Genomic DNA, 13,043 nt, shown 5'->3' with positions numbered 1-13,043 from the left:
GGCTCGCCAGCAGGCAGGCGTTTCGCTACGATGTGAACCTGCAGCATGACAGCACGAAGGGAGTTGCAATGTCGGAAATCAACAAGGAGAAACTGATGTCGGATATCAAAACCGTTCTCTCGGACGCCGAAGACCTGCTCAAGCAAGCCGCGAGCAGCACGGGCGACCGTGCGGCCGAGCTGCGCGAGAAAGCCATGTCGCGCCTGAAGCAGGCTAAGGAAAAGGCAGCCGACGTCCAGGTCGTGGTGGTCGAGAAAGGCAAGAAGGCCGCTCGCGCGACCGACGATTATGTGCACGAGCATCCGTGGACGTCGGTCGGCGTCGCCGCCGGCATCGGCGTGCTGATCGGCCTGCTGATCAACCGCAAGTAACGCGCTCTGCGCCGTTTCGTCCCGCGGGCCGCGTCGCGCGGCTCACGGGCGTCGAAGCCAGCCGGCGGTCTCCGCCGGCCGGCTTTGTCCTAGCTGCTCACTGCACGCGCAAGCACCTCATCCATGACGACAGACACCACCTCGCAGCCGTCCGGCCAAGGACCGCTGCGCCGCCTCGTCGGCTCCGCGATCGGACTTCTGCAAACGCGCCTCGAACTGGTGGGCATCGAGCTTGCCGAGGAGAAGGAGCGCCTGATGGGCGTGCTGTTCCTCGCGCTCGCCGCGATGATGCTCGCGACGATGGCGCTCATCAGCCTGACCGTGCTCGTCGCGATCGCGTTCTGGGATACCTACCGCTGGCAGTCGCTCGCGGCGATCACCGTCCTGTATGCCGCAGGCGGCATCGCGTGCGCGCTGAAGGCGCGCTCGGGCCTGCGCGATGCGCCGACCGTGTTCGAGGCGACACTCGCCGAACTCGAGAAAGACCGCGAACTGTTCCGCGGCAAGCCGTGAACGCAGTCGCGCTCACCCCTCCCACCTACTTCGCCGACGCGCCATGAGCCAGAACGTCACGGGCAATTCACCCCGCTCCCATTCGTCGCGATCGAACTGGAGCGCGTCGCAGCATCGCGCGCTCCGCAAGGAATTGCTGATCCTTCGATCCGCAGTCGAGCGGCTCGAGCTCGCGGAAGCCGCTGGCGAAATGCGCCAGGCCGTCACGCGCTTCAGCTGGCTCAAGGTGTTCATCCCCGGCCTTTCCAGCAGCAAGTTCAGCCAGTCCGCAAGAAACCTGAACGCAAGCCTAGGCAACCTCGTCAACCAGTATCCGATGCTGAGTTCGCTCGCATCGCTCGTGCTGGCGAAACCCGTTCGCTCGCTGCTGCGCGCGAGCGCGGGCCCCGCGCTGAAGTGGGGCACGCTCGGCTTCGCCGCATGGGAGGTCTACCGGATCTGGAAGCAGTCTCGCGACGAGCGCGGGCTCGACGCGCACGACGACTGACCATCGACATCCTGCGCGCACGGCCATGCGCCGTTGCGCGCCTTTCGTGCGAACTCAACGGACGCCCCAGCAAGCGGCGCCCGGTTCGTCGGCGCCATCGCGCCGCGCATTGCCTTTCGTCCCGTCCGAGCGCAGCGTGAATGCGCCGCATGCATCGTCGTGCATCGGGCCCGTGCCGAGTGGGCGCGCTTCCAGTTCGTAGGTCACCGGCGAATCGTCGCCGTCCGGCCGCCTGAGCATCAATCGATAGACAGCCCGCCCGTCCGGCGGTGCCCGCGCGAGCGCGTCCGGCAATGCCGAAGGCGGCGCACCATCCAGCGTTTCGAGGTATTGGGCCGCCCGGTACAGCGCGGCAACCGCCGACGCGCGATGAACACGCACGACATGCTCGCGATACGACGGGATGCCCCATCCGGCCAGCACCGCGACGATGGCGAGCACGATCATCAGCTCGATCAGCGTGAATCCCGCCGGTCGGCACACGAACGTGCGACCGTTCATCGAAGCACCGCCGCGACGCGACGCCAGCGCAGCGCGATGATGCGTCCGTCGAGTATCGCGACCTGGTGCTGCAGCCAGACAGCGCTCGACAGATGCGCACCGACGCCACGCGCGGTGACGAGGTAGGCGCGGCCACCGGCCGGCCTTGCCCCGCGCCAAGCCTCGATCAGACATCGCGGCGGTTGCGCTGCCATCGGCCATCCGGCGAACGGCGCGAACGCTTCGGCGGCCGCCAGCGCCGGCATACGCCGCCACGCGTCGGGCTCGGCGTGTGATTCGCTTTCGTTCACGTAGGGCGCCGAGCCACGGAGCAATCGCGCGGTGCACGCCGCAAGCGCGGCATCGGCCGCGTGGAATGCGATCAGCCGATCGGACAACGCACGCGTCCGGCGCGATTCCGTCAGCGCGGCTTCGAACCACGTGCCTGTCAGCGCCGCGACCGCCGCACCGACCGCGATCACCGCGGGCAACGCAAGGCCCGCGTCGCGACGCCAATCACGACCGGCCGACCGGAAGCGTAGGCGCGGCTCGCGCCGGCTCGTTGTCAGGATGCCCGCACATGCAGCCTGCAGCGGTTCACTGCCGTTTGCCGCGATGCGCCCATGCGCGTTGCCTGCCGCAACGCACCGCGATTTCTTCCGCGCGTACTGCCCTGCTTCGCTCATCGCAACTCCTCGCGTGCGCGCGTTGCATCACGCAATGTATCGTCGAGTGCGATCGCGGCATTCCTCAACGCGACGATGCGATGGAGCGTCAAACGTGCGCGGCCATCCGGTGCAACGGCGGCACGACCGTCGCAGTCGACGTGGCGCGCCGGCTCGCGCATCGGCTCGCCGCGCGCCCGCACGCAGACATGCACGGCCACGACATCGCGCCAGTCGTCGACTCGCATTGCATCGGCGTTGACGAACTGCATGCCGCCGCGACGAAGATAGCGCACGCGCAACTGATCGATTCCCGACACGACGGGCTGTGGCGTGCCTGGATGGCCGCTTCCTTCGCAGTACAGCTCAGGCTCGCCCGTCGACGGGCTGACATGCGCATCGAAGCGGTTCTCCACCGGCGAACGCTCACCGGACACACCGATACCCTGCCCGAGGCAATCCGACACCTGGCCGCTCACCGTCAGCCACGTCGACACGGCATCGCCGGCATACCGGATCAGCAGCGCGTCCGACGAAGCGCGCACAGGCTCGCACCGTACCTGAGCGCCGTCGCCCCTCACGCGCGCCATCGAACAGCCGAACACCGGCGGCAGCGGTGATGCCCTTTCGGCATCGAGCGGCCGGAATCCTGCCATCTGGATCTGCTGACCGATCAACATCAGTGCGGTGCCGGCCGCATCGCGCATCCGGAACCCGTCTTCCGCACGCCGCTGCGCGACGCGCTGCGCGTGGTACAGCGCACCGGCCGCCGCGAGCACGAGGAGACCGACGGTCATCGCAATCAGCACTTCGAGCAGCGTATGCGCGCGCATGCGGCGATCAGCGTTCATCGGCGCCAGCCTCTCGAAACGGAATCCGGACGCACGACGGCGGCTGTGCCGACATCCCCGCGGCTTCGCATCGCGGCGACGCGACCACATCGCTGCCACGCCATCCGACAACCGCGTAGCGGACGCCGCCCGGCCCGTCATTGAGCGTCATCGCGCCGCCGGGCAACGACGCCACCGCCAGCGCAGCAAGACCGTCGTCGCCTCCCGCGCCCGCGTGCGAGCGCTCGATACGCGCATCGGCCAGCCACAGCGCGCGTTCGCGCCAGATCGTTGCCCGTTGTACGCGCGCCATCGCGAGCTGGCTGCCGGCCACCGCCAGCATCACGGCCGCAAGCAGCGCGATGGCCAGCATCGCCTCGATCAGCGACGTGCCGTGCATTGCGTCGCGCGTTGCCATCACGCCGCGTCGCAACGGCCGGCGACAATACGCGCCCGGCCACCTGCCGCGATCCGCACGCAACGCGATACGTGCGCGTCGCCGTCCCCGGACGGGCCGCGTCGTGCACGCAATTCGAAACGCCGGATTCCGCCGATCGCCTGACCGACCGGCGGTGCAAAAGCCAGATCGTGCGCGGCGCCCGCGACGGCCACTTCGGCATCGCGCGGATAGCGCCGCAGAACGCGCGACTGCCCGTCGACCTGCCCGCTGACGATCCAGTCGCACGACCATTCGGCCGGATCGCACCGCTCGCCGGCACGCAGGCAGACGCCGTCGTTCCCGGCCCGGCACAGCGTGACGCGCGTACCGAGACGCGTCGCCTCGGTACGCGCAAACGACAGCGCGCCGAGCAACGCGCGCGAGCGCGCATCCACACGTTCCCGCATGCGCCACTGGTCGAACGCGGGCGCCGCATAGAGTGCGAGCCCGGCCGCCAGCGAGATGGCGACCATCAGCTCGACGAGCGTGAACCCGCCCGAGCGTCGCACCACGTTTTTCAAGGATTGATGGTGCAGTCCCATTGCAGTCGTCCTCCGCCAATGTGATGCGACGACTGTAGCGACGCGTGCGGACGCACGCCATTTGCCGAACGGCCGACTGGCGACATGCGATCGCGACCGACACAATCGGCGCGAACTGAACCAACGGAGAAGACGATGAACGGATGCAGCGCGTCAGCGCTTGCGCGGGGTCTTGGCGGGAGAGGCGCGACGGAACTCTTCGATCACGTCGGCAAATTCGGAGACGTCCTCGAACCGGCGATACACCGATGCGAAGCGGACATAGGCGATCGTATCGAGACCACGCAACTCGTTCATCACGAGTTCGCCGAGCTTCTCGCTACGCACTTCACGCTCGCCTGTCGCGAGCAGTTGATACTCGATGCGGGCGACCGCCGCGTCGATCGCGTCGGCAGCAACCGGCCGCTTGCGCAGCGCGAGTTGCATGCTGGCGACGATCTTGCGACGGTCGAATTCCGTGCGGCTGCCGTCCTTCTTCACGACGGACGGCAAGGCCAGCTCGACCCGCTCGTACGTCGTGAAGCGCTTGTCGCAAGCCGAGCAGCGACGGCGCCGGCGAATCGCGGCGCCATCTTCGGACACGCGCGAGTCGACGACCTGCGTGTCGTCATGCCGGCAGAACGGGCAGCGCATCGTCGATCAGCGGTAGACCGGGAAACGCTGGGTCAGCTCGGCGACCTGCGCGCGCACGCGCTCGATCGTCGCTGCATCTTCCGGGTTCTCCAGCACATCGGCGATCAGGTTGCCCACCTTCTCCGCTTCCGCCGGCCCGAAGCCACGCGTCGTCATCGCGGGCGAGCCCAGGCGCACGCCGCTCGTCACGAACGGCTTTTCCGGATCGTTCGGGATCGCGTTCTTGTTCACCGTGATGTGCGCCGCGCCCAGCGCCGCTTCCGCCGCCTTGCCCGTAATCTTCTTCGCGCGCAGGTCCACCAGCATCACATGGCTTTCCGTGCGGCCCGACACGATCCGCAGCCCGCGCTTCACCAGCGTTTCAGCCAGCACCCGCGCGTTCTCCGCCACCTTCTCCTGGTACGCCTTGAACTCCGGCGACAGCGCTTCCTTGAACGCCACCGCCTTCGCCGCGATCACGTGCATCAGCGGGCCGCCCTGGATACCCGGGAAGATCGCCGAGTTGATCGGCTTCTCGTACTCGGCCTTCATCAGGATCACGCCGCCGCGCGGGCCGCGCAGGCTCTTGTGCGTCGTCGTCGTCACGAAATCCGCGTGCGGCACCGGGTTCGGGTACACGCCCGCCGCGATCAGCCCCGCGTAGTGCGCCATGTCCACCATCAGGTACGCGCCCACCGACTTCGCGATCTGCGCCATACGCTCGAAGTCGATCTTCAGCGAGAACGCCGACGCGCCCGCGACGATCAGCTTCGGCTTGTGTTCCTGTGCCAGCTTCTCGGCCGCGTCGTAGTCGATGTCTTCGTTCTCGTTCAGGCCGTAGCTGACCACGTTGAACCACTTGCCCGACATGTTCACCGGCGAGCCGTGCGTCAGGTGACCACCGTGCGCGAGGCTCATGCCCATGATCGTGTCGCCCGGCTTGAGCATCGCGAAGAACACGCCCTGGTTCGCCTGCGAACCCGAGTTCGGCTGCACGTTCGCGGCTTCCGCGCCGAACAGCTGCTTCACGCGGTCGATCGCCAGTTGCTCGACCACGTCGACGTATTCGCAACCGCCGTAGTAGCGCTTGCCCGGATAACCTTCCGCGTACTTGTTCGTGAGCTGCGAGCCCTGCGCGGCCATCACGGCCGGGCTCGTGTAGTTTTCCGACGCGATCAGCTCGATGTGATCTTCCTGGCGGCGGTTTTCCTGCTCGATCGCTGCAAAGACTTCGGGATCGACGTTCGCAATGGTGCTTTGGGCTCTGTCAAACATACGGTTTCCGTTAAGTGTGTACAGGTTGACCGGGGTGGCCGAGTACAGCGCGCTGCTGGCGGGACCAGCTCGACGTGGCGGAAAAATCCGGATGACGCGAGGCAGGACAGCCACCGGCGATGCACGCGACGGCGCACAACGGCTGCCCAGGCGAACGGCAAAAACGGCGCCCCGCGCTTCACGGTGGGATGCTCCACCTTGAACCCGAAGGGTTCTATCGCCAGTCACGCAGGGGTGATGAGCGCGTTAGTGTATTGGATGCGTCATGAATAGGCAACCGCACGGCAGTGCGCAGAAAGCAATTGGGGCCAGACTCTACGCGCCCGTGCCGAAACGCTTTGCCGCCTTGCCGCGGTGCGGCAATCTCAGTAGGCTTGCGGGATACTACCCGCTATTTTGTCACCGACCAGGAGCAGCAATGATCGTGTTCGTCACAGGCGCGTCCGCCGGCTTCGGCGCCGCCATCGCCCGTGCCTTCGTCAACGGAGGCCACCGCGTCGTCGCGACCGCGCGCCGCAAGGATCGTCTCGACGCGCTCGCCGCCGAGCTCGGCGATTCCCTTCTGCCGTTCGAGCTCGACGTACGCGACCGCGCGGCTGTCGAGGCCGTGCCGGCCGCCCTTCCCGCCGAATTCGCGGCGCTCGACGTGCTCGTCAACAACGCCGGCCTCGCGCTCGGCGTCGAGCCGGCCCACAAGGCCAGCCTCGACGAATGGCGGACGATGATCGACACGAACTGCGCGGGCCTCGTCACGGTCACGCACGCACTGCTGCCCGGCATGGTCGAGCGCGGCCGCGGCCATATCTTCAATCTCGGCTCGGTCGCGGGTTCGTACCCTTATGCGGGCGGGAACGTCTACGGCGCAACCAAGGCTTTCGTCAGACAATTCAGCCTGAACCTGCGCGCAGACCTGCTCGGCACGCCGCTGCGTGTCACCGACATCGAGCCGGGCCTGTGCGGGGGCACCGAGTTCTCGAACGTCCGCTATCGCGGCGACGACGCGAAAGCGGCGAACGTCTACACCAATGTCCAGCCGCTCATGCCCGAGGACATCGCCGATACGATCTACTGGATCGCGACGCGCCCGGCGTATGTCAACGTCAACACGATCGAGCTGATGCCGATCGCGCAAGCACCCGGCGGCCCGACCGTCCACCGCGGCTGAAGCCCCGCGGGCCCGGCCGCCGGGCCGGCCCGCGGTGTGCTACGGCGTACTACATTCCGTTACGAATCGGTTACGAATCGGGCTCCAGCCTTCCGGTAGAATGCGCGCCATGACTCAGCCTTCCCGCTCCCCGGAAGCGCCCTCCGGCTTTACCTGGCCGGTGCGCGTGTACTACGAGGATACCGATGCAGGCGGCATCGTCTTCTATGCCAACTACCTGAAGTTCTTCGAGCGCGCCCGCACCGAATGGTTGCGCGCATGCGGCATCGACCAGCGTCAGCTCGCCGACGATACAGGCGCGATCTTCATCGTCCGCAGCACGTCGCTCGACTACCGCGCGCCGGCGCGACTCGACGACACGCTGGCGATCATGAGCCGGCCCGGACGCATCGGCCGCGCATCGGTGGAATTCGCGCAGGAAGCCTGGTGTGGAGACACGCTGCTCGTGGCCGGACACATTCGCCTCGGCTGCGTCGACCGTACCGGCATCCGGCCCGCGGCCATCCCGCCGGCCGTGCTCGACGCACTGCAACGCGGGCCCGTCATCGACGCCGGGCAGACTGTATTGTCAACGAAGCTCGCATGAGCGCCGTTTAGACAAAGCCTATGAACTTGCCTTTCTGATTCGATACTAAGCAAGGTTCGGCGTCAGGCATGGCCGGCGCGCCGCGCCGCACGCATACCGGGCGCCCCGAAGGGCCGTTACTCAAACCTCTATGAACACAACTCAAGACCTGTCGATCATTTCCCTCGTCCTCAACGCGAGCGTGCTGGCCCAGGCCGTGATGGGACTGCTGCTGTTGCTGTCGCTGATGTCGTGGACCTTCATCTTCCGCAAGTGGTTCGCGATCCGCCGCGCGCGCGTGCAGACCGAACGCTTCGAGAAAGATTTCTGGTCGGGCGGCGACCTGCAGGCGCTGTACCAGAGCGCGGCCAACAACCGCCACACGATCGGCGCGCTCGAGCGGATCTTCGAATCGGGGATGCGCGAATTCCTGAAGGCGAAGGAAAAGCGCCTCAGCGATCCCGGCCTCGTGCTCGACGGCGCACGCCGCGCGATGCGCGCGTCGTTCCAGCGTGAAATGGACGTGCTCGAAGCCAACCTCGCGTTCCTCGCATCGGTCGGCTCGGTCAGCCCGTACATCGGTCTGTTCGGCACGGTCTGGGGGATCATGAACTCGTTCCGCGGCCTCGCGAACGTGCAGCAGGCAACGCTCGCGAACGTCGCGCCGGGCATCGCCGAGGCGCTCGTCGCCACCGCGATCGGCCTGTTCGCCGCGATTCCGGCGGTGGTCGCGTACAACCGCTACGCGCACGACATCGACCGCCTCGCGATCCGCTTCGAGACCTTCATCGAAGAGTTCTCGAACATCCTGCAGCGTCAGGCCCAGTAAGGAGCGAGCCATGGCAGGAAGCCCCATCCGATCCAGCATGCGCGGCGGCCGCTCGCGCCGCGCAATGGCCGACATCAACGTCGTGCCGTACATCGACGTGATGCTGGTGCTGCTCGTGATCTTCATGGTCACCGCACCGCTCGTCGCCCCGTCGATCATCAACCTGCCAACCGTCGGCAATGCCGCGCCGCAGGAGCAGACACCGCCCGTCGTCGTCAACATCAAGGCCGACCGCACGATGAGCGTCAAGTACAAGGGCGACTCGGGCGCGACCCAGGAAGACACGATGACGAAAGCCGAGTTCGACGGCTTCATCTCGGCCCGGCAGGCCGATCATCCCGACCAGCCGGTCGTGATCGCGGCCGACAAGACCGTGCAGTACGATGCGGTGATGACCGTGATGTCCGATCTGAAGGCGCGCGGCGTCAAGCGCGTCGGCCTCCTCGTCAAATCGCAATGAACCGGCCGCAACCCACGCGCAACATCGGCTACCCGCCTCAGCCTCCCCGCGAGCGCGGCACGTGGCGCGCGTTCGCACTCGCCGCGCTGATGCACGTGCTGCTCGCGCTGTTTCTCTATCACGGCGTGCAGTGGCAGAACAGCACGCCGGCCGGCGCCGAAGCCGAGCTGTGGACCGAAGTGCCCGATGTCGCCGCGCCGCGGCCCGTCGTAACGCCGCCCGCGAAAGTCGCGCCGCCCCCTCCCCCGGTGCGCGACGAGCAGGCCGACATCGCGCTGCAGCAGAAGAAGCGGCAGCAGGAAGCGGCCGCGCGCGAAGCGCTGCTCGAGCAGCAGCGCCGCGCGCAGCAACTGAAGACCCAGCAGGAAGAAAACGCCCGGCGCGCGCAACTCGCGGCGCAGCAGGCTGCCGCGCTCGCCGCGCAGAAGGCCGCGGAACGCGACAAGCAAAAGCAGGCCGACAAGCTCAAGCAACAACAGCTCGCCGAGCAGCAAAAGCTCGAACAGCAGAAACTCCAGCAGCAGAAGCAGGTGCAGCTCGAAGCGCAGCAGGCGGCGAGGGCGAAGTCCGACGCGGCCGCGAAGGCGAAGGCGGAAGCCCAGGCAAAGGCGAAGGCCGAAGCCACGGCGCGCGCGAAGGCCGATGCGGCGGCGAACGCGAAGCTCGACCGCGAGCGCAGCGCGCGTCTCGCGCAGATGCAGGGCCTGTCCGGCGCCGGCGAAGGCGGCGGCGAAGGCCTCGCGAAGAGCGGCACGGGCACGGGCTCAGGCGGCAATGCCGCGACGCCCGGCTATGCTGACAAGGTGCGCCGCCGCGTCAAACCGAACATCGTCTGGGGCGGCGAGCGAGCAGGCCTGACCACCGTCGTCAAGATTCGGTGCACGCCATCCGGTGACGTATTGAGCGCATCGGTCTCCCGCTCCAGCGGGAATTCGGGGTGGGATCAAGCCGTGGTCAGTGCGATCCACGCATCGGTCCCGTTGCCGCCCGATTCTAACGGTCGTACCCCGTCTGACATTACGATTACCTTCAAGGCGGCGGAGTGAAAAGAAATGCGCTTACACTCCGGGCGTCGCTGTCAGACGGGAACGAATCGGGTATTTTTACTGTCTCTGCGGTTGCGCAGCGATTCTAGTCATACGGGAAGCAAGAAGCATGAGTTTGATGACAAAGCTAGGTTTCAGGGCACTCGTGGCCTCGTGTCTGATTACGGCGGGCAGCGCCGCTAATGCCCAGGTCAACGTGCTGATCACCGGTGTCGGGTCGACCCAGTTCCCCATCGCCACCGCGAATTTCGCGAACGAGGCAGGCCTGCCGCAGCAGGTCACGTCGATCGTCCGCGCCGACCTCGCCCGCAGCGGCAAATTCACCAATATCGACGCGGGCAGCACGCCCGTGCCCGAGACCGCATCGGTCGATCTCGGCGCATGGAAGGCCAAGGGCGCGAATGCGTTCGTCGCCGGTAGCGTGAACCGCGAGGCGAACGGCCAGTACAAGGTCAACTTCATCCTGTACGACACCGTGAAGCAGCAAAGCCTCGGCGGCCTGTCGCTGACGGCCACCGACACCACGCTGCGCACGGCCGGCCACAAGATCGCCGACTACATCTACCAGAAGCTGCTCGGCGTGCGCGGCGTGTTCGCCACGCGCCTGTCGTACGTGATCAAGACCGGTAACCGCTACCAGTTGCAGATCTCGGATTCGGACGGCCAGAATGCGCGCATCGCGCTGTCGAGCACCGAGCCGATCATCTCGCCGGCCTGGTCGCCGAACGGCACGAAGGTCGCGTACGTGTCGTTCGAGCGCAAGAAGCCGATCGTCTACATCCATGACCTGCCGACCGGCAAACGCTACATGGTCTCCGACCAGAAGGGCAACAACAGCGCGCCGGCATGGTCGCCGGACAGCAACACGCTCGCCGTCGCACTGTCGCTGACGGGCAACACGCAAATCTATACGGTCAACTCGAACGGCGGCGGCCTGCGCCGTCTCACGCAGAGCAGCTCGATCGACACCGAGCCGTACTACTCGCCGGACGGCCGCTGGATCTACTTCACGAGCGATCGCGGCGGCGCGCCGCAGATCTACCGGATGCCCGCACAGGGCGAAAGCGCCGGTTCCGCGCAGCGCGTGACCTTTACCGGCAGCTACAACACGAGCCCGCGTGTGAGCCCGGACGGCAAGCTGCTCGCCTACATCTCCCGCACGGGTGGGGGCTTCAAGCTGTACGTTCAGGATCTGCAATCCGGCGCGGCGAACGCCATCACGAATACGAATCGCGACGAATCGCCGAGCTTCGCGGCAAACGGCCAGTACCTTCTGTACGCTACCCAGTCGGGTGGTCGCAACGTTCTGGCTGCAGTGCCCTCCGACGGCAGCGCGCCGCCACAGATCCTGTCCGTCCAGGGCGGCTCCGTTCGTGAGCCGTCGTGGGGGCCCTTCATGCAATGACCACAAGGAGAGTAACCATGATGTCTAATAAAGCTCGTCTGGCCCTGGCCGTGATGATGATCAGCGCGCTCGCAGCGTGCAAGTCGGGCGTGAAGCTCGACGACAAGGCGAACAACGCGGGTGCGATGAGCACGCAGCCGAGCGCCGACAACGTCGCACAAGTGAACGTCGATCCGCTGAACGACCCGAACAGCCCGCTCGCGAAGCGCAGCATCTACTTCGACTTCGACAGCTATTCGGTGAAGGACGAGTACCAGCCGCTGATGCAGCAGCACACTCAGTACCTGAAGAGCCACCCGCAGCGCCACGTGCTGATCCAGGGCAACACCGACGAACGCGGCACGAGCGAGTACAACCTCGCGCTGGGCCAGAAGCGTGCGGAAGCCGTTCGCCGCGCGATGGCACTGCTCGGCGTGGGCGATTCGCAAATGGAAGCCGTGAGCCTCGGCAAGGAAAAGCCGCAGGCAGCGGGTCACGACGAAGCTTCGTGGGCGCAGAACCGTCGCGCCGACCTCGTCTATCAACAGTAAGTAACGGAAGAATCGCCGTATGACGCATCGTGTATCCTGGCTGCGCGTTGCCGCAGCATTCTGCGTCGCCGGCGCGGCGTGGTCGGCCGCGCCGGCGCACGCCGGCGTGTTCGACGACAACGAAGCGCGCCGCGCCGTGCTCGACCTGCGCAGCAAGACCGACAACCTGGCAAGCCAGCTGTCGGCCGCCCAGCGTACGATCCTCGATCAATCCAGCCGTCTCGACCAGTTGAACCAGCAGGTCGCGACGCTGCGCGGCGAGAACGAGGATCTGACGAACCGGCTGACGACGCTCGAGCGGCAGCAGAAGGAGTACTACCAGGATCTCGATACGCGGCTCAAGAAGTTCGAGCCGCAGCAGGCGACGATCGACGGCGTCGAAGGCACCGTGCAGCCGGGTGAAACGGATGCGCTCAGTGCGGCCCAGCAGCAGTTCCGCAACGGCAACTTCAAGGCGGCGGCGGCTTCGTTCCGCAGCTTCATCGCGAAGTATCCGCAGAGCCCGTACCAGCCGACCGCGCAGTACTGGCTCGGCAATGCGCAATACGCGCTGCGCGACTACCGCGGTTCGACTGCGACGTGGCAAGGGATCGTCAGCAAGTTCCCGCAGCACCCGCGCGCGGCCGATGCCCTCGTGGCGATCGGGACGAACCAGCTCGAACAAGGCCAGAAGGCGGCCGCGAAGAAGACGTTCGAGCAGGTTGTTTCGCAGTACGCCGGGTCGAACGCGGCGCAGACGGCGCAGGGCAAGCTCGAAACGATCAAATAATTATCGTGACGGATTATTGACGGGCTGATAATCCGTCGCTATAATCTTTTGCTCTTTGGG

The 13,043-nt window shown here is 66.4% G+C and carries 18 protein-coding genes and 1 riboswitch; of the genes, 11 read left to right on the top strand and 7 right to left on the bottom strand.

Features of this window, described 5'->3' with window-relative positions; genetic code table 11:
* The first annotated feature begins 68 nt into the window (after positions 1 to 68).
* From CUJ89_RS04100 to CUJ89_RS04090, 3 genes are all read left to right on the top strand, one after another.
* Positions 69 to 371 carry a DUF883 family protein gene (locus tag CUJ89_RS04100; protein ID WP_114178482.1) on the top strand — a complete coding sequence of 101 codons (303 nt, stop codon included), beginning with the start codon at positions 69 to 71 and terminating at the stop codon, positions 369 to 371.
* A 123-nt stretch (positions 372 to 494) separates the two neighbouring features.
* Entirely contained in the window at positions 495 to 884 is a 390-nt protein-coding gene (locus tag CUJ89_RS04095; protein ID WP_114176242.1) for a phage holin family protein, read from the top strand.
* Between the two features lie 43 nt (positions 885 to 927).
* Positions 928 to 1,371: a DUF3318 domain-containing protein gene (locus CUJ89_RS04090; protein WP_114176241.1), complete on the top strand. Its 444-nt coding sequence runs from the start codon at positions 928 to 930 to the stop codon at positions 1,369 to 1,371.
* 54 nt (positions 1,372 to 1,425) lie between these two features.
* On the opposite strand, the gene CUJ89_RS04085 is transcribed toward CUJ89_RS04090, so the two are convergent.
* The 7 genes from CUJ89_RS04085 to glyA all read right to left on the bottom strand — a co-directional run bounded on the left by CUJ89_RS04085 (position 1,426) and on the right by glyA (position 6,214).
* Positions 1,426 to 1,872: a type IV pilin protein gene (locus CUJ89_RS04085; protein WP_201752271.1), complete on the bottom strand. Its 447-nt coding sequence runs from the start codon at positions 1,870 to 1,872 to the stop codon at positions 1,426 to 1,428.
* Positions 1,869 to 2,342, bottom strand: coding sequence for a hypothetical protein (locus tag CUJ89_RS04080; protein ID WP_415859042.1), 474 nt, complete (start codon positions 2,340 to 2,342; stop codon positions 1,869 to 1,871). Before CUJ89_RS04080 ends, CUJ89_RS04085 begins: the two co-directional genes overlap by 4 nt.
* Before the next feature lie 191 nt (positions 2,343 to 2,533).
* The gene (locus tag CUJ89_RS04075; protein ID WP_114176240.1) at positions 2,534 to 3,367 is read right to left on the bottom strand and encodes a PilW family protein; all 834 of its coding nucleotides are present in this window, start codon (positions 3,365 to 3,367) and stop codon (positions 2,534 to 2,536) included.
* Positions 3,357 to 3,764, bottom strand: a complete 408-nt coding sequence (locus CUJ89_RS04070; protein ID WP_114176239.1) for a hypothetical protein — start codon at positions 3,762 to 3,764, stop codon at positions 3,357 to 3,359. Before CUJ89_RS04070 ends, CUJ89_RS04075 begins: the two co-directional genes overlap by 11 nt.
* Positions 3,764 to 4,327 (bottom strand): GspH/FimT family pseudopilin, encoded by a 564-nt coding sequence (locus CUJ89_RS04065; protein ID WP_114176238.1) that lies wholly within the window; start codon positions 4,325 to 4,327, stop codon positions 3,764 to 3,766. The genes CUJ89_RS04070 and CUJ89_RS04065 overlap by 1 nt, the downstream gene beginning before the upstream one ends.
* Before the next feature lie 153 nt (positions 4,328 to 4,480).
* Positions 4,481 to 4,960, bottom strand: a complete 480-nt coding sequence (gene nrdR / locus CUJ89_RS04060) for a transcriptional regulator NrdR (RefSeq protein ID WP_114176237.1) — start codon at positions 4,958 to 4,960, stop codon at positions 4,481 to 4,483.
* Between the two features lie 6 nt (positions 4,961 to 4,966).
* Positions 4,967 to 6,214, bottom strand: coding sequence for a serine hydroxymethyltransferase (glyA, locus tag CUJ89_RS04055; RefSeq protein ID WP_114176236.1), 1,248 nt, complete (start codon positions 6,212 to 6,214; stop codon positions 4,967 to 4,969).
* Positions 6,215 to 6,351: 137 nt separating this feature from the next.
* A riboswitch (ZMP/ZTP riboswitch) is annotated at positions 6,352 to 6,452 on the bottom strand.
* A 180-nt stretch (positions 6,453 to 6,632) separates the two neighbouring features.
* On the opposite strand from glyA, the gene CUJ89_RS04045 reads away from it, so the two are divergent.
* The 8 genes from CUJ89_RS04045 (at position 6,633) to ybgF (ending at position 12,983) form a co-directional block, all read left to right on the top strand.
* Complete coding sequence (locus tag CUJ89_RS04045) at positions 6,633 to 7,379, top strand: SDR family NAD(P)-dependent oxidoreductase (RefSeq protein WP_114176235.1); 747 nt, start codon at positions 6,633 to 6,635, stop codon at positions 7,377 to 7,379.
* A 100-nt stretch (positions 7,380 to 7,479) separates the two neighbouring features.
* Positions 7,480 to 7,965, top strand: coding sequence for a tol-pal system-associated acyl-CoA thioesterase (gene ybgC / locus CUJ89_RS04040; protein ID WP_114176234.1), 486 nt, complete (start codon positions 7,480 to 7,482; stop codon positions 7,963 to 7,965).
* Between the two features lie 130 nt (positions 7,966 to 8,095).
* On the top strand, positions 8,096 to 8,773 hold the full coding sequence (gene tolQ / locus CUJ89_RS04035) for a protein TolQ (RefSeq protein WP_114176233.1): 678 nt from the start codon (positions 8,096 to 8,098) through the stop codon (positions 8,771 to 8,773).
* Between the two features lie 10 nt (positions 8,774 to 8,783).
* Positions 8,784 to 9,233, top strand: coding sequence for a protein TolR (gene tolR, locus CUJ89_RS04030; RefSeq protein ID WP_114176232.1), 450 nt, complete (start codon positions 8,784 to 8,786; stop codon positions 9,231 to 9,233).
* Positions 9,230 to 10,279, top strand: a complete 1,050-nt coding sequence (tolA, locus tag CUJ89_RS04025; protein WP_114176231.1) for a cell envelope integrity protein TolA — start codon at positions 9,230 to 9,232, stop codon at positions 10,277 to 10,279. The genes tolR and tolA overlap by 4 nt, the downstream gene beginning before the upstream one ends.
* A 109-nt stretch (positions 10,280 to 10,388) precedes the next feature.
* On the top strand, positions 10,389 to 11,684 hold the full coding sequence (gene tolB / locus CUJ89_RS04020; RefSeq protein ID WP_114176230.1) for a Tol-Pal system beta propeller repeat protein TolB: 1,296 nt from the start codon (positions 10,389 to 10,391) through the stop codon (positions 11,682 to 11,684).
* 17 nt (positions 11,685 to 11,701) lie between these two features.
* Positions 11,702 to 12,214, top strand: coding sequence for a peptidoglycan-associated lipoprotein Pal (gene pal / locus CUJ89_RS04015; RefSeq protein WP_114176229.1), 513 nt, complete (start codon positions 11,702 to 11,704; stop codon positions 12,212 to 12,214).
* Positions 12,215 to 12,233: 19 nt separating this feature from the next.
* Positions 12,234 to 12,983, top strand: coding sequence for a tol-pal system protein YbgF (gene ybgF, locus CUJ89_RS04010; RefSeq protein ID WP_114176228.1), 750 nt, complete (start codon positions 12,234 to 12,236; stop codon positions 12,981 to 12,983).
* The last annotated feature ends 60 nt before the right edge of the window (positions 12,984 to 13,043 follow it).

This window comes from Burkholderia pyrrocinia, assembly GCF_003330765.1.
Lineage (GTDB): Bacteria > Pseudomonadota > Gammaproteobacteria > Burkholderiales > Burkholderiaceae > Burkholderia > Burkholderia pyrrocinia_B.
This window is presented reverse-complemented; position numbering and strand designations above follow the sequence as displayed.